The organism is Nocardia sp. NPDC050413, from assembly GCF_040655475.1.
Classification (GTDB): domain Bacteria; phylum Actinomycetota; class Actinomycetes; order Mycobacteriales; family Mycobacteriaceae; genus Nocardia; species Nocardia coubleae.
Genome location: NZ_JBFAJZ010000015.1, coordinates 14,684 through 32,825 on the forward strand (window position 1 = coordinate 14,684; position 18,142 = coordinate 32,825).

At 68.4% G+C, this 18,142-nt stretch carries 19 protein-coding genes; 11 read left to right on the forward strand and 8 right to left on the reverse strand.

From position 1 onward, the window contains the following. Window positions 1-35 precede the first annotated feature (35 nt). Both AB0I19_RS26235 and AB0I19_RS26240 read left to right on the forward strand, forming a co-directional pair. Window positions 36-1,580 carry an alkaline phosphatase D family protein gene (locus AB0I19_RS26235; protein ID WP_357152208.1) on the forward strand — a complete coding sequence of 515 codons (1,545 nt, stop codon included), beginning with the start codon at window positions 36-38 and terminating at the stop codon, window positions 1,578-1,580. A gap of 51 nt (window positions 1,581-1,631) precedes the next feature. After that, complete coding sequence (locus AB0I19_RS26240) at window positions 1,632-2,906, forward strand: FAD-binding protein (RefSeq protein ID WP_357152068.1); 1,275 nt, start codon at window positions 1,632-1,634, stop codon at window positions 2,904-2,906. A 20-nt stretch (window positions 2,907-2,926) separates the two neighbouring features. Here the strand turns inward: AB0I19_RS26240 and AB0I19_RS26245 are convergent, their stop codons facing one another. Continuing rightward, on the reverse strand, window positions 2,927-3,964 hold the full coding sequence (locus tag AB0I19_RS26245) for a helix-turn-helix transcriptional regulator (protein ID WP_357152070.1): 1,038 nt from the start codon (window positions 3,962-3,964) through the stop codon (window positions 2,927-2,929). A 622-nt stretch (window positions 3,965-4,586) separates the two neighbouring features. Here AB0I19_RS26245 and AB0I19_RS26250 point away from each other — a divergent pair. The 3 genes from AB0I19_RS26250 to AB0I19_RS26260 all read left to right on the forward strand — a co-directional run bounded on the left by AB0I19_RS26250 (window position 4,587) and on the right by AB0I19_RS26260 (window position 6,634). Continuing rightward, window positions 4,587-4,853 (forward strand): hypothetical protein, encoded by a 267-nt coding sequence (locus AB0I19_RS26250; RefSeq protein ID WP_357152072.1) that lies wholly within the window; start codon window positions 4,587-4,589, stop codon window positions 4,851-4,853. Window positions 4,854-4,856: 3 nt separating this feature from the next. Further along, window positions 4,857-5,609 (forward strand): DUF4239 domain-containing protein, encoded by a 753-nt coding sequence (locus AB0I19_RS26255; protein WP_067495987.1) that lies wholly within the window; start codon window positions 4,857-4,859, stop codon window positions 5,607-5,609. 878 nt (window positions 5,610-6,487) lie between these two features. Next, a complete protein-coding gene (locus AB0I19_RS26260) occupies window positions 6,488-6,634 on the forward strand; it encodes a hypothetical protein (RefSeq protein ID WP_357152074.1) in 147 nt (48 codons plus the stop codon). A 76-nt stretch (window positions 6,635-6,710) separates the two neighbouring features. On the opposite strand, the gene AB0I19_RS26265 is transcribed toward AB0I19_RS26260, so the two are convergent. Together AB0I19_RS26265 and AB0I19_RS26270 are read right to left on the reverse strand one after the other, a co-directional pair. Continuing rightward, a complete protein-coding gene (locus tag AB0I19_RS26265; RefSeq protein ID WP_067495990.1) occupies window positions 6,711-7,127 on the reverse strand; it encodes a cytochrome c oxidase subunit 4 in 417 nt (138 codons plus the stop codon). A gap of 10 nt (window positions 7,128-7,137) precedes the next feature. Beyond that, window positions 7,138-8,136: a cytochrome c oxidase subunit II gene (locus AB0I19_RS26270; protein WP_067495994.1), complete on the reverse strand. Its 999-nt coding sequence runs from the start codon at window positions 8,134-8,136 to the stop codon at window positions 7,138-7,140. Between the two features lie 552 nt (window positions 8,137-8,688). Here AB0I19_RS26270 and asnB point away from each other — a divergent pair. Beyond that, window positions 8,689-10,632, forward strand: coding sequence for an asparagine synthase (glutamine-hydrolyzing) (gene asnB / locus AB0I19_RS26275; RefSeq protein ID WP_357152077.1), 1,944 nt, complete (start codon window positions 8,689-8,691; stop codon window positions 10,630-10,632). A 52-nt stretch (window positions 10,633-10,684) separates the two neighbouring features. On the opposite strand, the gene AB0I19_RS26280 is transcribed toward asnB, so the two are convergent. Together AB0I19_RS26280 and erpA are read right to left on the reverse strand one after the other, a co-directional pair. Further along, on the reverse strand, window positions 10,685-11,653 hold the full coding sequence (locus AB0I19_RS26280; RefSeq protein WP_357152079.1) for a carbohydrate kinase family protein: 969 nt from the start codon (window positions 11,651-11,653) through the stop codon (window positions 10,685-10,687). A gap of 175 nt (window positions 11,654-11,828) precedes the next feature. After that, complete coding sequence (gene erpA, locus AB0I19_RS26285; protein ID WP_067496006.1) at window positions 11,829-12,185, reverse strand: iron-sulfur cluster insertion protein ErpA; 357 nt, start codon at window positions 12,183-12,185, stop codon at window positions 11,829-11,831. 314 nt (window positions 12,186-12,499) lie between these two features. Between erpA and AB0I19_RS26290 the strand changes: the two genes are divergently transcribed. After that, entirely contained in the window at window positions 12,500-13,102 is a 603-nt protein-coding gene (locus AB0I19_RS26290; protein ID WP_357152211.1) for a DUF3043 domain-containing protein, read from the forward strand. A gap of 57 nt (window positions 13,103-13,159) precedes the next feature. Here the strand turns inward: AB0I19_RS26290 and AB0I19_RS26295 are convergent, their stop codons facing one another. After that, window positions 13,160-13,327, reverse strand: a complete 168-nt coding sequence (locus AB0I19_RS26295; RefSeq protein ID WP_357152081.1) for a hypothetical protein — start codon at window positions 13,325-13,327, stop codon at window positions 13,160-13,162. Window positions 13,328-13,412: 85 nt separating this feature from the next. On the opposite strand from AB0I19_RS26295, the gene AB0I19_RS26300 reads away from it, so the two are divergent. Further along, the gene (locus AB0I19_RS26300; RefSeq protein ID WP_067643307.1) at window positions 13,413-14,375 is read left to right on the forward strand and encodes a helix-turn-helix domain-containing protein; all 963 of its coding nucleotides are present in this window, start codon (window positions 13,413-13,415) and stop codon (window positions 14,373-14,375) included. A 4-nt stretch (window positions 14,376-14,379) separates the two neighbouring features. On the opposite strand, the gene AB0I19_RS26305 is transcribed toward AB0I19_RS26300, so the two are convergent. After that, window positions 14,380-14,829, reverse strand: coding sequence for a hypothetical protein (locus AB0I19_RS26305; RefSeq protein ID WP_357152084.1), 450 nt, complete (start codon window positions 14,827-14,829; stop codon window positions 14,380-14,382). A 20-nt stretch (window positions 14,830-14,849) separates the two neighbouring features. Next, window positions 14,850-15,284, reverse strand: coding sequence for a MarR family transcriptional regulator (locus tag AB0I19_RS26310; RefSeq protein ID WP_357152087.1), 435 nt, complete (start codon window positions 15,282-15,284; stop codon window positions 14,850-14,852). A gap of 211 nt (window positions 15,285-15,495) precedes the next feature. On the opposite strand from AB0I19_RS26310, the gene AB0I19_RS26315 reads away from it, so the two are divergent. From AB0I19_RS26315 to cobT, 3 genes are all read left to right on the forward strand, one after another. Then, on the forward strand, window positions 15,496-16,428 hold the full coding sequence (locus AB0I19_RS26315; RefSeq protein WP_357152214.1) for an alpha/beta hydrolase family protein: 933 nt from the start codon (window positions 15,496-15,498) through the stop codon (window positions 16,426-16,428). A gap of 38 nt (window positions 16,429-16,466) precedes the next feature. Beyond that, a complete protein-coding gene (locus AB0I19_RS26320; protein ID WP_357152090.1) occupies window positions 16,467-16,997 on the forward strand; it encodes a bifunctional adenosylcobinamide kinase/adenosylcobinamide-phosphate guanylyltransferase in 531 nt (176 codons plus the stop codon). 73 nt (window positions 16,998-17,070) lie between these two features. Further along, window positions 17,071-18,138 (forward strand): nicotinate-nucleotide--dimethylbenzimidazole phosphoribosyltransferase, encoded by a 1,068-nt coding sequence (gene cobT / locus AB0I19_RS26325; protein ID WP_357152092.1) that lies wholly within the window; start codon window positions 17,071-17,073, stop codon window positions 18,136-18,138. The last annotated feature ends 4 nt before the right edge of the window (window positions 18,139-18,142 follow it).

Below are 18,142 nucleotides of genomic sequence, written 5' to 3' on the forward strand. Positions count from 1 at the left end.
CCGCCCGTTCGATTCGTCCGGGCACGGTGCAGGACATGGTCGACTTCCCGATGTCCCGGCGCACGCTGCTGCGCGCCTCCGCTCTCGGTCTGCTCACCGGCCCCGCGCTGGCCGCCTGCGGTGACGGCCCCGGGTTGGTGCGGGCCAGGCCGACCCTCACCCACGGCATCGCGGTCGGCGACCCGCGTAGCGACGGCGCGCTGATCTGGGCCCGCTCGGATCGTCCCGCCACGCTGGTCGTCGAAACGGCGGCCACCGAGAAATTCAGCGACGTACGACGTTTCACCGGCCCGCTGCTCACTCCCGCCTCCGACGGCACCGGCCGCGTGCGGGTGAACGGCCTGCCCGCGGGCCATCTCGTGCACTACCGGGTACGGCTCGAAGGCGAGGACGGCGCCGCCTCGGAAACGCTGAGCGGCGTGTTCCGCACCGCCCCCACCGCGCCCGCCGACATCTCGCTGGTGTGGTCCGGCGACGTGGCGGGCCAGGGTTTCGGTATCAACCCCGACGTCGGCGGCATGAAGGTCTTCGCGACCATGGCCGCTCGCGACCCGCACCTGTTCCTGCATTCCGGTGACGTCATCTACGCCGACAACGCGCTGAAGGAATCGGTGACGCTGCCCGACGGCCGGGTGTGGCGCAATATCACCGCCGACGCCAAGAACCAGCCCGCCGAGACCCTCGACCAGTTCCGCGGCAACTACGCCTACAACCTCACCGACGAGAACTACCGCCGCTTCAACGCCTCGGTGGCCCAGATCGTGCAGTGGGACGACCACGAGACCACCAACAACTGGTCCCCCGGCGGTACCGTCGCCGCCGACAAGGGTTACACCGAGCGCAACATGGACACCCTCGCCACCCGGTCCTGGCAGGCGTTCCACGAGTGGATGCCGCTCGAGCCGCGCGAGGCCGTCGACGGGCGGCTCTACCGCAAGATCTCCTACGGCCCGCTGCTCGACGTGTTCGTCCTCGACATGCGCGCCTACAAAGATGCCAACACCGCCAACACCGGACCTCAGGGCCAGGTGCTCGGTGCGGCCCAGACGGCATGGCTCATCGATGGTTTGAAGCAGTCCACGGCCAGTTGGAAGATCGTCGCCGCCGATCTGCCCATCGGCGTGGTGGTCCCCGACGGCAAGACCGCGTTCGAAGGCGTCGCCAATGCCGCGCCGGGCGCGCCGTCGGGCCGTGAATCCGAGATCGCCCGGGTGTTGTCGGCGATCAAGGCGAACAAGGTGCGCGACGTCGTCTGGCTCACCGCCGACGTGCACTACACCGCCGCGCACCACTACTCGCCCACGCGCGCGAACTTCACCGACTTCGACGAGTTCTGGGAGTTCGTCTCCGGGCCGCTCAACGCGGGCGCCTTCGGCCCCAACCCACTCGACCCGACCTTCGGACCCGAGGCCGTTTTCGTGCACGCGCCCCCGGCGCCGAACACCTCGCCGCTCGATCCCGAGTACCAGCATTTCGGCGAGGTCCGCATCGACGGCGGCACCGGGGAATTGACGGTCGACCTGTGCGACGCGACCGGAAAAGTCCTGTTCAGCAAGCAACTTCCGCCGTCGGGGAAATAGGTGGGAACTACCCGTCGCCAGAATCGCCGCGCTGTGGTTAGCTATGCGGTCATGGGCACGCCGCATACCGTCACCTCCGAAGAATATCTCCCCACCGACACTGCGGATGTCGTTCGCACCGTGCGTGATTCGCGTGATCGAGCCGAACGTCTGACGGTACGTGGCGGCGAACCGACCGAAGAGTCCTCGTTCGGGCTTGCCGATCAGCGCGGCGTGCTGTCGTTGCGCAAGATGAACTCGGTCCTCGACATCAATCTCGGCCGGCGCACGGTGCGGGTGCAGGCCGGCGCGAAGCTGTCGGAGATCGACCGGCGCCTCGGCGCGCACGGCCTCGGCCTGCCCGTGGTCGGCGACCACCGCGACATCACCGCGGGCGGTTTCGCCTCCGTCGGTGGCGTGAGCACCGCCTCGCACCGCTACGGCATGTTCATCGATCAGATCGTCGACCTCGAGTACGTCGACCCCGACGGCCGGATCGGCACCTGCGGGCGTGGCCACCACACCGAGCGGTTCCAGCGCATCCTCGGCGCGGGCGGGCGCGCGGGCATCATCACCGCGCTCACCCTCGATGTGGTCGAGGTCGACAAGGACCACACCTGGCTCACCACCGACGCCGACCGCTTCCTCGACTTCGATTCCTTCGTCGAGCACGCGACCGCCGAGATCACCAACCCCGGTAGCGCGGCGCTGCAGGTGGGACGCTGGGTCGACACCGCGCCGCTGAAGGTCACCCGCCCCGTCGGCACCGGACAGGTCACCCTCGGCGCGGTCCGGTTCGGCCAGTGGTCGAGCCTGTACCCCACCGCGCCCACCCGTGGCCTGCGGGCGCGGCGCGAGGTCGGCACCCGCACCCGTAAGTCGTTGGGCGCCATCGCCTCGGCGGCGGGCGGGCGCGCCGGTATGCCGGTGCGCAACGCGGCGGCGGGCGCGCTGATGTTCGCGCCGAAGGTGCTCACCATGCGTGATGCCGAGTACCTGGCCGACACCGTCATCAACTCCTCCGAGCGCGGCCCCGCCTACCGTGTCGGCGTGTTCGCACCGCTGGCCAACTACGGTTCGGTCTTCTACGGCCTGCACGACCTGTTCGCCGAGCACCGCGAACGCTCCGGGTGCTTCACCGTCATCTCCGCGATGACCTACGGTGTGCGCTCGCCGTACCTGCGGGCCGAGGCCGCCGCCCGCGGTCTGACCCCCGCCGACTACGGCCTCATCACCTTCACCTGTCGGCTGCGTCCGTCGGCCCTGCCGTCGGAGCAGCTACGGGAGATCGTCGCGGGTATCGACGACATCTGCCGTTCGGAGCAGGCGCTGCGCTACAGCGTCTGACACCTCCGCGCGTCGCCGCATCAGAACGCGGTTCTGGTGGTGTGCACGAAGGGTTGGCGCGCACACCGGGCGGTGAGTGTGTCGGCGCGGCGTGCGGTGCGGTACGCGGCGGGTGGCACGCCGTATTCGGCCCGGAATGCGCGGGAGAGCTGGTCGGCCGTGCGGAATCCGCAGGTCTCGGCTATCTCGCGGATACTGCGTGAGCTTTCGCTGAGCGCGGTCGCTGCGGCGACCAGTCTGCGGGTGCGGATGAGTCCGGCGACGGACAGGCCCTGCAGCTCGAAGGCGCGGAACAGTGTCCTTCTGCTGACGTGCAGTCGTCGCGCCACCGCGTCGGGGTTCATGGCCGGGTCGGTGAAACCGCGGTCGATGACGTCGATCGCGCGGCGACGCAGCATGTCCTCGGTGGATATCTCGATCGCGGCCCCGGCCAGGTCGCGTTCCAGCAGCGCGACCACGGCCGAACGGAAGACGATCTCGTCGATCCGGGCGGCGATGCCGAGATGCGCGGGACTCGTTGCGCCACAAGCCAGATCGCGCGCGAACAGCAGTGCCGACACCGCGGCGCCGGACAGCGCCCACACCTGACCGCCCGCCGCGGCGGGCTCGAGACCCCAGGCAGTCAGCGCGCCCATCGACACGTACAGGTGCAGCACGTCGACGGCGCAGGCCTCACCTCGCGACAGCACCGACCGGAACGGCGAGTCGAGGCAGACGGCGAACGCCTGCCCCGATGCCGCGACGGAGTGTGCGCCACGTTGTTCGAGGGCGACCCGGCCATCGATCACCAGACTCAACTGCAGGTACTGGCCGTAATGATCATGGGCGGCGGCGCTGTCGCGCTCGGCGGTGATGCCCGAGGTGCGCAGCCGGGCGACCAGCACCGACCCCGTGCTCAGGGTCCAGAGGGTGGCGGTGAAGTCCTCGTCGGCGCGCACCCGGCACCCGAAGGCCAAACGGTTCAGGTCCCGCGGCCCGCGCAGGACGATCCCCCCGCCACCGCCTCGGCCTGCCGTGTCGAGCAGGCACGCGAATTCACGATGCGGGGGTTCGCCCATCGATTGCCCTGAATCAGACAAACCAGACGGGACGGGCTCCGCATCACCGGTTCGGCCGGACGGACGGCCCGCCCGGCGTGCGCCGGGCGTATCTCGCCCACCGTGTTGCCGCTCATCGGTTTCGCGCACACCCGCATAGATCCGCATACCCCACCTCCGCGCCTGTCCCCGATAGTTCGACCGTGCCGACAACTCCCAAGCTGCGAAAACACAAGCATAACAGGGGAACTCGCCTCTTCCGGACCGCTTTCCGCGCATTCGGACCGCGAGCGGCCGAGCCCAATTTTCCGTGCCATCTTCACCAGAAAACCGTGCCAAACCCGGTCGCCAGGGAGTGCCGTCCCGAGTTCGGCAACCCCGCTGCGGCCTGGCGATTAGGTGTCACGAGCACGTCACGACCCGCATTCGAGGCGTTAACTGGACCATTGCACCGACTGATCGCCGCGGTCTAACTTCGAGATCTCCCGCATCCCTTGCGATTTCGCCGCGAATTTCCACAGTTCGTGTACCTCCCCTTACCGACGAGGTGGTGTCAGCGTGACTTCAGCGGTATCCGACGACCTGCTCTGCAGGACCGGTCGCGGGCCGATCCCACCTCACCCCGGCCGCGTTGGAGGAAACGTTGCGACTGTGGGCTCCGTTCGACCACGCCACCCGGCGCACGACCATCGAGATCGTCATCGGCGACACCGTCACCTTCGGCCACGGCATCCACTTCTGCCTCGGCGCACACGTCGCGCGGCAGGAATTCGCCTTGGTCCTAGCCGAACTCGCGAGGTATCCGAATTACCACCTGGCGGGCACACCCACCCGCTACTTCGAGAACGGCAGACATATCTGCCTGGATTCACTTCCGGTCATATTCGATCACCCGACGAAGGATGTCTGAGACATGCTGTGGGAAGCCCTGCTGTGGGTCGTGTTGATCGCCGGCCTGGCCGGTACGTGCGCGTACTACCTGCGCAGGCGCGGGAAAGGCCATGAGGGCGAATCGGTCAACGAGTCGGTGGGCCAGGTGTTCACCCTCGTCGCCGGTTTGCAGGTGGTGCTCGCCTCGTTCCTGCTCATCGGCGTACTCGACACCAACTCCGCCGCCGAGAAGGCGGTCTCGGACGAGGCCGACCGGCTGCTCGCCCTGCAGTGGGCGGGCGATTCGCTGCCGGAACCCGCCCGCAGCACCATCTCCGCCTCGGTGCGGCGCTACACCGGCGAGGTGATCGAGGTGGAATGGCCCGCCATGAAGGCCGCGAAGGAGGTCGACGACACCGCCTGGACGGAGCTCAGTGAGGTGCGCACCGCCATCGCCGCCACACCGGCGGCCGACGAATGGCAGCGTTCCCGCCAGATCGCGGCGGCGGACCGGCTGTGGGAGGTCTACGAGGCGCGTCAGACCCGAGTGGAAGCCGCGGGCAGCACGCTGTCGCCGATGATGTGGGTGGCGCTGATGCTCGGGGCGCTGCTGTCGATCGGCCTGTCGTTGATGTTCGCCGGCACCAGCGCCCGGGTGCACGTCGTGGTCGTGGCGAGTTTCGCCGCCGTGGTCACGTTCATGATCTACACGATCTATCAGCTGCAGAACCCGTACGGGCGGGCTGCGAAGATCAGCCCGGACGCCTTCACCGCTGTACTGGGTCAGCTCACGTGAGAACACCGATGCGCACGGGATTCTGCGCGATCGCGGTGGGTGCCAGCCTGTGCTTGCCGGGTGCGGTCGATGCCGCACCCGGATTTCCGTTCGTCCCCGGCGCTGAGCCGGGCGGCGGGATCCCGGGCGGTGGTATCCGGCCGGACCGACCGGTCGACGAGTACCTGGCACCACCGACCCCGATCGATGGGCGGCCCGCAGCGCCGTCACGTCCGCAGACGCCGAACACACCGGCCCTGCCCAAGGTATCCGCCCCGGATCCAGACCGTGACTCACAAAACCAGCCCGGCCCGAAAGGCCCATTCGCCCAGATCATCATCCCCGGACCCGCACCCAGGCGCGACGCACCTCCCGCACCGCCGCCACCTCCCGCACCCGCGCCGGTCCCCGAAACTCCGAGCACGACGCCTACCCCCGCCGTCCCCGAGCCGAACCTGCCCGGCCCCGCGCCGGAGCCACCGCTGCTCCCGCCACCCGACCCACCGGGCCATGGCGACCTGCCCGGAATCCCGCTGCCACCCGAGCCACCTCACCCCGAGCCCGGAATACCCTTGGCGCCCGTTCCTGTGCCCCCGCCCGACGTCCCACCACCAGCGGCACCCGTCCCGCCCGACATACCCCCACCGGCGCCCGCCCCGTTCGACATACCCCCACCCGCTCCCGCGCCGTTCGACATCCCGGCCCCGGCGCTGCCCAACCCGGACCCGCCGCCGGTCGCTCCCGCCCCGATGCCCCCGCAACCACCGGTCGTGCCCGAGCCGCCGGCGCCCGCACCACCCCTGCAGGCTCCCGCACTCCCCGCACCACCGGCTCGCACCGAACAACCCCGCCCCAGCACACCGACCAGCCCGCCCGCGGTTCCTTCGACAAGGCCACCGGTGCGGATCCCAACCTCGCGAGAACGGGAACCACAGGTCGTCGACGCGCGCCCGGTCGTCGAGGAGCAACGACGGTGGGCGCTGGCGATCCTGCTGCTCGTGATCGGCAGCGCGGGCGCGGCCAGAGCCGCGACGCGCCGCTCCTGACCCCGGGCCTACCGAAGGTTCCGAAACGCCAATCGCCGCAATCCTGTACAGGATTGCGGCGATTGTGCGTAGTGCGTCAGTGCTTCTCGACGCCCAGGTAGTACTCGAAGACGAGGCCGGCGGCGGCGGCGAGCACCATCACCACGCCGAGGCCGATCAACCAGAACTGGAAGAACGCCAGGCCGAGCGCCGTCACCGAACCGGCGGCGGCCAGGGTGATGGGCCAGAAGCTGCCGGGCGAGAAGAAGCCCAGGTCACCCGCGCCGTCGACGATCTCGGCGTCCTCGAAGTCCTCGGGCCGCAGGTCGATGCGGCGGGCGACGAACCGGAAGTAGGTGCCGATGATCAGCGACAGGCCCGCGGTCAGCACGATCGCGGTGGTACCGGCCCATTCGATACCGGTGCGCGACTGCGCGGTGAAGAAGCCGTAGACGATGCCCACCAGGATGAAGAACGCCGTGAGCAGTTCGAAGATCCGTGCTTCGATCCTCATATCAGAATCCTCACTTGCTCTCGTTCACCGAAGCGCTCTTGATATCGCGCTTGGTGTTGAAGGGGTACGTGGAGGTGGCCACCGGGGACTCGCCGATCGCCTCGAGGGCCTGACCGTTGGTCTTGCCGTCGATGCGCGCCTGCAGGTACTGGGCGAACTTCTCCGGTGAGACCGCGCGGACCTCGAAGTTCATCATCGAGTGGTAGGTGCCGCACATCTCGGCGCAGCGCCCGACGAACGCGCCTTCCTTCTCGATCTCCGAGATCTGGAAGACGTTGTCGGACTGGTTTTCCTTCGGGTTCGGCATCACGTCGCGCTTGAACATGAACTCCGGCACCCAGAAGGCGTGGATCACGTCGGCGGCGGCGAGCTGGAACTCGATGCGCTTGCCGGTGGGCAGCACCAGGATCGGGATCTCGGTGCTGGAACCGACGGTCTCGACCTTGTCGTAGTGCAGGTACGAGAGGATGTCGTTGGCCGGCTTGCCGTGCAGGGGGCCCGGCTGCTTCTTGCCGTGGTCGCCCTCGCGCTCCTCGTAGCCGCGCAGCTGCTCCTCGTTGGCCTGCTCCCGCTCGGTGTCGATGCCGTTCCAGGTGAGGCCGCCCACGTTGGCCACGTCGCGGTAGCCGAACTTCCAGTTCCACTGGAAGGCGGTCACGTCGACGGTGACGTCCGGGTTGTCGGTCTTCTCGTGCACGTAGTTCTGCACGACGACGGTGAAGTAGAACAGCACCGCGATGATCACGAACGGGATCGCGGTGTAGGTCAGCTCCAGCGACACGTTGTAGCCCGTCTGGCGCGGGAACTCCGGGGAGTCCTTGCGCTTGCGGTGCATGATGACGGTCCAGAAGGTCAGACCCCACACCAGCACGCCCATGGCGAGCGCGGCCAGGACCGACCAGGTCCACAGCTCCCGCATCCGGGTCGCCTGCGGCGTGATGCCCGAGGGCCAGCCGAACCGCAGCCAAACATTGTCGATCGAGCAGCCCGAGACCAGGAGAGCAGTCATCCCCAAGGACACCGCCAGCCCGGCCCGCCGAAGGATACGGCCCTGCCGACCCCGAACGGGTCGAGCCCCGATCTCTTCGCTCGCCTTGTGCGCCACGCTCACGCCTTCCTGGTCGCTACACATTCCGACACTTTGCGTCTTCGGGGCCGCGATCCGCCCGTCCGACACGTTTTCCAGCACGTTTCGGTCCGTCCCGAGTATCGCGGCTGTGACGCCGGTTCACCTGAGAAGGACCTGAGTACTACGCAGCGTAGACCAAAGCGGGTGCTGTCTTGTCGCGGGGTCGGATTCGACACTCCGCCTTGATCGGACGCGACCGCACGACCTGCGGTTCTGTCCACGCGACCCGGCGATTCGGGCGGACGCGCGAACCGCCGCACCGGGTTTCGCCGCGCACATGCCCGCTCGCCTGGGTACCGGGCGGGCGGAGTCGGTAGAGTTCAGTGCAACCCCGGTCGACCCCGTCGCGCCGGACGTCCACGCGCCGAGCCTGCCAGGTGGTCGCACCACCGTCGCTCATGCGCACATCGAACGAGAGAAGGTTGCCGACACGTGTGCGGACTGCTCGGATTCCTGACAGCTGATGCGGCGACGACCGAGGTGGTCGATCAGGTCTACGACGCCCTGCACTGCCAGCGCCACCGCGGGCCGGACGAGAAGGGCACCTGGCACGACGATCACATGATCTTCGGCTTCAATCGCCTTTCCATCATCGATATCGAGCACTCGCACCAGCCGCTGCGCTGGGGTCCCGCGGACAACCCGCAGCGCTACGCGATGACCTTCAACGGCGAGATCTACAACTACCTCGAACTGCGCGAACAGCTGGCCGCCGAGCACGGCGCCGAATTCCCCGAGGGCAAGATCTTCGCCACCGACGGCGACGGCGAGTCGATCGTCGCCGCCTTCCACTTCTGGGGCCCCGAGGCGGTGCGCAAACTGCGCGGCATGTTCGCGTTCGCGATCTGGGACACCGAGAAGCAGGAGCTGTTCCTGGCCCGCGACCCCTTCGGCATCAAGCCGCTGTTCTATGCCACCGGCCCCGGCGGCACCGCGTTCGCCAGCGAGAAGAAGAGTGTGCTCGAACTGCTGAGCCCGCTCGGCCTGTCCGACGAGCTCGACCCGCGCGCCCTCGAGCACTACACGGTGCTGCAGTACGTGCCGGAGCCCGAGTCGCTGCACAAGAACATCCGCCGCCTCGAATCCGGCACCTACGCCACGGTTCGGGTGGGCGCGCAGCCGTCGGCCATCCGCTACTTCCGCCCCGACTTCCGGGTGCGCCCGTTCGCCGAGGGCGCCGCGCAGGCCCGCTACGCGGAGATCGCCGCCGCGCTCGAGGACTCGGTCGCCAAGCACATGCGCGCCGATGTCACCGTCGGTTCGTTCCTGTCCGGCGGCATCGACTCCACCGCCATCGCCGCGCTGGCCATGCGCCACAACCCGAAACTCATCACCTTCACCACCGGGTTCGAGCGCGAGGGCTACTCCGAGGTCGACGTGGCCGCCGAGAGCGCCGAGCTGATCGGCGCCCGCCACATCGTGAAGGTGGTCTCCCCCGCCGAGTTCGCCGCCGCCATCCCCGAGATCGTCTGGTACCTCGACGACCCGGTCGCCGATCCGGCGCTCGTTCCGCTGTACTTCGTGGCCAAGGAAGCCCGCAAGCACGTCAAGGTCGTGCTCTCCGGTGAAGGCGCCGACGAACTGTTCGGCGGCTACACCATCTACCGGGAACCGTTGTCGCTCAAGCCTTTCGAGTACCTGCCCGCCGGCGTACGCAAGCTCGTCGGCAAGCTGGGTGACCGCATTCCCGACGGCAAGCGCGGCAAGTCGCTGCTGCAGCGCGGCTCGCTCACCCTCGAGGACCGCTACTACGGCAACGCCCGCAGCTTCAACGACGCCCAGCTGCGTTCGGTGCTGCGCGAGTTCCGCCCCGAGTGGACCCACCAGGACGTCACCGCCCCGATCTACGCACAATCCAAGGGCTGGGACCCGGTGGCGCGCATGCAGCACCTCGACCTGTTCACCTGGCTGCGCGGCGACATCCTGGTCAAGGCCGACAAGATGACCATGGCCAACTCCCTGGAACTGCGCGTGCCGTTCCTGGACAACGAGGTGATGCGGGTCGCCCAGGGTCTGCCCTACGACCAGAAGATCACCAAGGAAACCTCGAAGTACGCGCTGCGTCAGGCCCTGGACGGCATCGTCCCCGACCACGTCCTCAACCGCGCCAAGCTCGGCTTCCCGGTCCCCCTGCGCCACTGGCTGCGCGGCACCGAACTCTACGACTGGGCCGAAACCCAGATCGCCGAGTCCCAGACCGATCACCTGCTGAACAAGCAGGCCGTCCTCCAAATGCTGCGTGACCACAAGGCGGGCGTCTCCGACCACAGCCGCCGCCTGTGGACGCTGCTGGTCTTCATGGTCTGGCACGGCATCTTCGTCGAAGACCGCATCAAGCCCGAAATCCAGGAACCGACCTACCCGGTCTCCCTCTGACACCACGAACGCCCCCGGGAAATCTCGGGGGCGTTCGTCGTTTCAAGATCAGCTAGAGGAGGACGGCCAGGTCGTCGGCGGCTTCGGGGCCGTAGGCCTTGGTGAGGCGCTCGAGGGCGTCCTCGGTGTTGAGGGTCCATTCCTGGGTGCCGGTGGTTTCCAGGATGAGGACGGCGATGAGGGAACCGAGTTGGGCGGCGCGCTCCAGGCTCAGGCCCGCGCGGTGGGCGGTGAGGAAGCCCGCGCGGAAACCGTCGCCGACGCCGGTCGGGTCGACCTTGTTCAGCTCGGGAACCACGCCGACGCGGACCTCGGTGCCGTCGGTGTCGACCACGAGCACGCCCTCGGCGCCGAGGGTGGTGACCCGGATGCCGACCTTCGCGGTGATCTCGGCTTCGCTCAAGCCCGTCTTGGACTGCAGCAGCGCCCACTCGTACTTGTTGGTGAACAGGTAGGCGGCGCCGTCGACGAGTTCGGCGGCCTGCTCGCCGTCGAGGCGGGCCAGCTGCTGCGAGGGGTCGGCCGCGTACGGAATGCCCTGCGCCTTGGCCTGGCGGGTGTGGGCGATCATCGCCTCGGGGTCGTTCGCGCCGACCAGCACCAGATCCACCGCGTGCTCGGCGGCGATCGCGGCGATGTCGATCTCGCGCGCCTCGCTCATGGCGCCGGGGTAGAACGACGCGATCTGGGCCATCGTCTCGTCGGTGGTGCACACGAAACGGGCGGTGTGGGACTTGGTCGACACGTGCACGGCCGAGCAGTCGACGCCGTTGTCCTCCAACCACTTCCGGTACTCGGCGAAGTCGGCGCCGACCGCGCCGACGAGCAGCGGACGCTGCTTCAGCAGCCCCATCGCGTAGGCGATGTTGCCCGCGACGCCGCCGCGACGGATCTGCAGATCGTCGACGAGGAAACTCAGCGACACATGGTCGAGCTGATCGGCGAGCAGCGCATCGGCGAATTTGCCGGGGAAACGCATGAGGTGGTCGGTGGCGATGGACGCGGACACGGCTACAGACACGAGGCGAAGCCCCTTCGGCGCTAGACGGAAACAAAGAAGCCCGGGATCACCCGATCCCGGACCTCAACCGTAGCAAGCGTGACCGCCGGTAGTTCACCTCTTGGTCACCTCGCCACGTCGTCGCGGCGCATGTGAGCGCGGGTTCACGGAGCCCGCAAACCCGCGGCAGCCGACCTCAGTTGAACGAATCGCCGCAGGCGCAGGAGCCCGTCGCGTTCGGGTTGTCGATGGTGAAGCCCTGCTTCTCGATGGTGTCGACGAAGTCGATCGAGGCGCCCTGGATGTAGGGAGCGCTCATGCGGTCGACCGCCAGCTTCACGCCGGAGAACTCGACGACGATGTCACCGTCGAGGACGCGGTCGTCGAAGAACAGCTGGTACCGCAGGCCGGCACAGCCACCCGGCTGCACGGCGATCCGCAGCGCGAGGTCGTCGCGACCTTCCTGGTCGAGCAGCGCCTTCGCCTTGGCGGCGGCAGCGTCGGTCAGCGTCGCACCGTGGGTTTCGGTGGCGGTCTCGTTCTGCACAGTCATGGACACTCCTAGTTCGGCTCAGCCCGTCAACGGACCTCAGGTGCACAGCGCACGACTGAAATCAACACATCGCACCGGCTGCGTTATTCCATTTTGCCACCCATGCCGGCGCGTGTGGACCCGCCCCGGGTGCTCGTGCCCACACTACTCGCCCACCGGGTGTGATCCAGCTCGCATCGGTTCGGCGGTGAGACCACCGGCACCGCCGGGCAGACCGAGTTTCCCCCTCCTCGACCCCATCGAATAGCCTGGTGAACGTGAAATTGTTCCGTCGCGACGAGTCCAGCACCATCGACGAGTCCGTCGACCCCTCGGTGCCCGACGTCGAGAAGACCGCCGCCGCACCCGCATCGACCACGCCCGGCAAGGGTCGTCCGACCCCGAAAAGGCGTGACGCCGAAGGCAAACGACGCGGCCCGGTGGCGCCCGCCCCGATGACGGCCAAGGAGGCGCGGGCCCGCCGCAAGGCGGCCAAGGGCAACCGCGCCGACCGCAAGGCGGCGGCCGCGGATCGTCGCGCCGCCGTGCAGGAGCGGCGCGCCAGGATGCTGGCGGGCGAGGACAAGTACCTGCTGCCCCGCGATCAGGGCCCGGTCCGCGCGTATGTGCGTGATCTGGTCGACGCGCGCCGCAACCTGGTCGGCTTGTTCATGCCGATGGCGCTGGTGCTCATCCTGACGATGTTCGTGGCACCGCAGCTCAACAGCATCATCACCCTCGCCATGCTGGTGATGATGCTGTTCATGATCATCGAGGGTTTCGTGCTCGGCAAGATCGTGAACAACCGGGTGATCGAGCGGTTCCCCGACACCACCGACACCGGTTTCAAGCTGGGCTGGTACGCCTTCGTTCGCGCGTCCCAGATCCGCAAGATGCGTGCACCGAAGCCCCGGGTCGGCCCGGGCGACGCGGTATAACTTCCCCATCTGCGCGAATGCCGTTCCATCCACCCGGATGGGACGGCATTCGTTGTTTCAGAAGTGGCCCGGACGGATATCGGTCGAGTAGCCGGCGATCGCGCGGAGCTCGGCATCGATGCGCTGGGCGTCGCGGTCGATGACCCCGGTGGCGCCCGCGGTGCCACGTCCGGCGAGGACGGCGAGCGCGGTGACGGCGGCGAGGACGATCAGAAAAGTAAGCATGGCAGTAATTTTGCGCGCGTAGGTTTTCGGCCGAAAGTGGCTGTTCTGTCATTGTGCGTAAAAATTCGGCCAGTAGGATGGGGTGATGCTCTCCAGGGTTGCGGTCGTCCTCAACGAGAAGCTCGCGATGTTCGAGTTCGGTGTCGTCTGCGAGGTTTTCGGGCTCGACCGCACCGCCGACGGGTTGCCCGGTTTCGAGTTCCGGGTCTGCGGGGCGGAGCCGGGTAAGCCGCTGCGCTCGACGACTCCCGGCGTCACCGTGACACCCGAATACGGTCTCGACGAGCTCCTGCACGCCGATCTCGTCGCGATCCCGGCATTCCCCTTCACCACCGAACACGCCTACCAGCCCGGCGTCGTCGAGGCGGTGCGCGCGGCCTCCGATGCGGGCGCCACCGTGCTCACCGTCTGCTCCGGGGCCTTCCTGGCAGGTGAGGCGGGCCTGCTGGACGGGCGCAAATGCACAACCCATTGGCGCTACGTCGACACCCTCGCCGCCAAGTACCCCGAGGCCACCGTCGACCCCGACGTGCTGTTCGTCGACGAGGGCAACCTGATCACCAGTGCGGGCACCGCGGCAGGCATCGACGCCTGCCTGCACCTGGTCCGCCGCGAGATCGGCACGGCCGCCGCCAACGGCATCGCCCGCCGCATGGTGGTGCCACCCCAGCGCGACGGTGGGCAGCGCCAGTTCATCGAGCAGCCCATCCCCGAATGCCACGCGGCGGGCCTGTCCGACCTCCTCGCCTGGCTCAGCGAGAACCTGGCGCATCCGCACACCGTCGACGAACTCGCCGCCCGCGCCAGCATGTCCACCCGAACCTTCGCCCGCCGCTTCGCCGCCGAAACCGGAACCACCCCGGTCAAATGGCTCACCACGCAGCGCGTGCTGTTCGCCAAACACCTGCTCGAAGCCACCGAGCTGCCACTGGAACGCGTCGCCGACCAGTGCGGCTTCGGATCCGGCGCGCTGCTGCGCCACCATTTCCAGCGCCAGGTCGGCTTGGCCCCCACCGAGTACCGCCGACGCTTCGGCTCCGGGAACTGAACGCCTATACCTTCTCCAGGGTTCGAATCCGCCCGGTGAGGCGCAGACCGTCGCGCACATTCAGCGACATGAGGACGATATTGGCGGCGCCCGCCACGAGTTCGAGCGCCTGCACACCGTAGAACAGCGGCCCGAATCGGTCGCGCCCGGCGAGAACCGCGAGGACGATCGCCGACGGGATCAATACGAACAGCCCGTTGGCCGCGATGATCGGCATCCGCCGCTTCTTCGCGACGACGACGGGCAGCGTCGACCCTCCCGCCAGCCGGAACCCGGTGCCGCCGGTCGCAGCGAGCGCGAGGACCAGCACCGGCAGCGCCCACGGGATGGCCTGCTTCACCGCGACAACGGCATCTTTCGAGCCACTGAGTTCGCTGAGCACCGTGGACAGCCAGAACGTGAGAATGGTGAGCAGTCCGATCACGCCCGCGACGGGATGGATTCGAGTGAGCATCGGGTACCTCTGTTCGGTCGTCAGGTGCCGCGATCGGCTTCGAGGTTGCCGATCGCCTGGGCGGCCAGGCGCAGCAGTTCTTCGCGCTGGGCATCGGAAAATTCCGCTGTCGCAAGGGTGTTCACCTCACGGGCCGCCGCTTCCAGTGCGGGGCGGAGCCGGCGTGACCGGTCGGTGAGGTGGATCAGCGCGCGGCGGCCGTCGGCCGGGTCGGGTGTGCGTTCGACGAGGCCGTCGCGCTCCATCCGTTTGAGCGTGTGCGCCATCGTCGACTGGTCGATACGGACCTTCTCGCAGAGCTCCTGCTGCGAGACCCCCTCCCGCTCGTACAGCGCGAGCAGTTGCGCGAATTGGCCGGGCACCACCCCGTGCCGGGCGATGCGGTCGCGCAGCGCCTGTTCCATGAGGCGCGCGAGGTGGTTGATCACGTACCCGAGCGAGTCACCGCGGTCCATAGCGAGCCAACCTCCCGTCGTCTGCCTCTAGATAATACATGGCAAGCCATATATTTGCTCGTTCGCCATCGATTCGCCTGTGACGGTTCATAATTTGTGAACACGTCAGTTCATCGAGAAGCCTGAGCGACTTGACCTGCGATGGGGAACCTGGTCAGCTGGAACGGTGTTTCGTAGCGGGTGGGGAAGTTTCGCGCGGTCGAGGACGGTTCTGGCGGCCGTGACGGCGGCTGTGGTGGTGTCGTCGGTCGGTTCGGTAACGGCTGCGGCCGTGCCTGCCGCGCCCGTGTTGCGTACGCCCGCAGGCGGTTTCGAGGAACTGTTCGTTCCGTCGAGCATGGGGCCGATCAAGGTGCAGGTGCGGTGGGCGGCGCGGGGCGGTTCGGCCGCGCTGTATCTGCTCGACGGTTTGCGTGCACCGGCCGACCACAGCCAGTGGACCACCGATACCGATGTACTGAACCGATTCGCCGGTGACAACGTCACTCTGGTGTTCCCCGTCGGCGGGCATTCGAGCTTCTACACCGACTGGTACCGCCCGAGCAGCACCAACGGACAGGCCACCACCTACCGGTGGGAAACGTTCCTCACCCGCGAACTACCGGACTTCCTTGCCGGATACGGTGTTTCACGCACGAACAACGCGGTGGTCGGCGCCTCCATGGGTGGCAACGCCGCGCTGACGCTGGCCGCGCACCACCGCGACCAGTTCCGGTTCGCGGGCGCGTTCTCCGGTTTCCTCAACCCGACCTTCCCCGGCTGGGATCTGACGATGCGTGCCGCCATGCTCGACGAGGGCCGCTTCAACCTCGACGACATGTGGGGCCCGGTCGGCGATCCCGCCTGGCGGCGCAACGACGCGACCGTCCAGGCCGAACTGCTGCGCGGCCTGCCGCTCTACATCACCTCGGGCAACGGCGTGCCCGGACCACTCGACGCGAGCTCCGCGGTGGGCAACACCGTCAACGCGATGGGCATCGAGTCGCTGGCCGTGATCGCGGCCAGCATCTTCCGGGAACGAACCACCGCACTGGGCATCCCCGCCCGCGTCGACATCACCGCGGGCACCCACACCTGGCCGTACTGGCAGCAGTCGCTGGCCAACGCCCGGCCGATGATCCTGCAGGCGCTCGGCGAAGCCTGAGGTTCCCGGCGAGCGGCGCCGATTGCTACCGTGCTGCCATGTCGGCCACTGCCTCACGCACCCTCGTTCTGGGTGGCGCCCGCTCGGGCAAGTCCGCGTTCGCCGAGGGACTGCTTGCCGAGTCGATCGAGGTGCGCTATCTGGCCACCGCCGTCCTCGATCCCGCCGACCACGACTTCGCCGAGCGCGTCGCCGCCCATCGCGACCGGCGCCCGGCGCATTGGTCGACCGTCGAGAACATCGAACCCGCAACGGTTCTCAGCACCGGCGCACCCGCGACCCTGCTCGACGACATCGGCACCTGGCTCACCGCCCGCCTCGACGCCCGCGCCGCCTGGGACGCGCCGCGCGGCACCGTCACCCCCGACTGCGACGAACTCGTGGCGGCCGTCGCGGCCTACCGGCAGCGGCTGGTGATCGTGTCGCCCGAGGTGGGGATGGGGGTCATTCCGGCGACGCGGTCGGGTCGGCTGTTCCGGGACGAGATCGGCACCCTGAATCAACGGCTGGCCCAGGTGTGCGACGAGGCATTCCTGATCGTGGCCGGGCTGCCGGTCCGGTTGAAATGAGCCGGGGCCGCCCGGCGCACCGTGGTCCGGGCAAGATGAGCAGCGAAGAACCACTTTGTCGAAAGGCTTGCCAGTGACACACGGATTCGGCCCGGTCGCGGCCCCCGACGCGCAGGTGCGTGCCGCGGCCGAGCAGCGCCAGACGCAGCTGACGAAACCGGCCGGATCGCTGGGACGACTCGAGGAACTCGGCAACTGGGTCGCCGCCTGCCAGGGTGTGTGTCCGCCGAAGCAGTTCGAACGTGCCCGTGTGGTGGTGTTCGCCGGGGACCACGGTGTTGCAAAGCATGGCGTCTCGGCGTATCCGAGCGAGGTCACCGCACAGATGGTCGCCAATTTTCTCGCCGGTGGGGCGGCGGTGAACGCGCTGGCCGCCGTCGCGGGCGCGACCGTGCGCGTCGCCGATATCTCCGTCGACGGCGACACCGACCCGACGGTCTCCCAGCACAAGGTGCGCCGCAGCTCCGGCTCCATCGACCGTGAGGACGCGCTCACCGGCGAAGAGGTGGCCGCCGCGCTCGCCGCCGGGCGCGCGATCGCCGACGAGGAGGTCGACGCGGGCGCCGATCTGCTGGTCGCCGGGGACATGGGTATCGGCAACACCACCCCCGCCACCGTCCTCGTCGCCACCCTCACCAACACCGAACCGGTCGCCGCCGTCGGACGCGGCACCGGTGTCGACGACGCGGGCTGGATCCGCAAGGTCGCCGCCATCCGCGACGGCATGCGCCGGGCCCGTCCCGTCGCCGCCGATCCCGTCGAACTGCTGCGCGTGGCGGCGGGCGCCGATTTCGCCGCCATGGTCGGTTTCCTCGCCCAGGCCGCCACCCGCCGCACCCCCGTCCTGCTCGACGGTGTCGTCGTCACCGCCGCCGCCCTGGTCGCCGAGGACCTCGCCGCAGGCGCCAAAGCGTGGTGGCTCCCCGCCCACCGTTCCACCGAGCCCGCTCACGACCTGGCCCTGAAACACCTGCGCCTGCAACCACTCCTGGACCTGAATATGCGCCTCGGCGAAGGTTCCGGCGCCCTCACCGCCCTCCCCCTCCTCCGCGCCGCCGTCGCCACCCTCTCGGAGATGTCGACCTTCGCCGACGCGGGCGTGAGCACATCCGACGAAGTATCTGTCGACCTCGTCAAGTGACGCC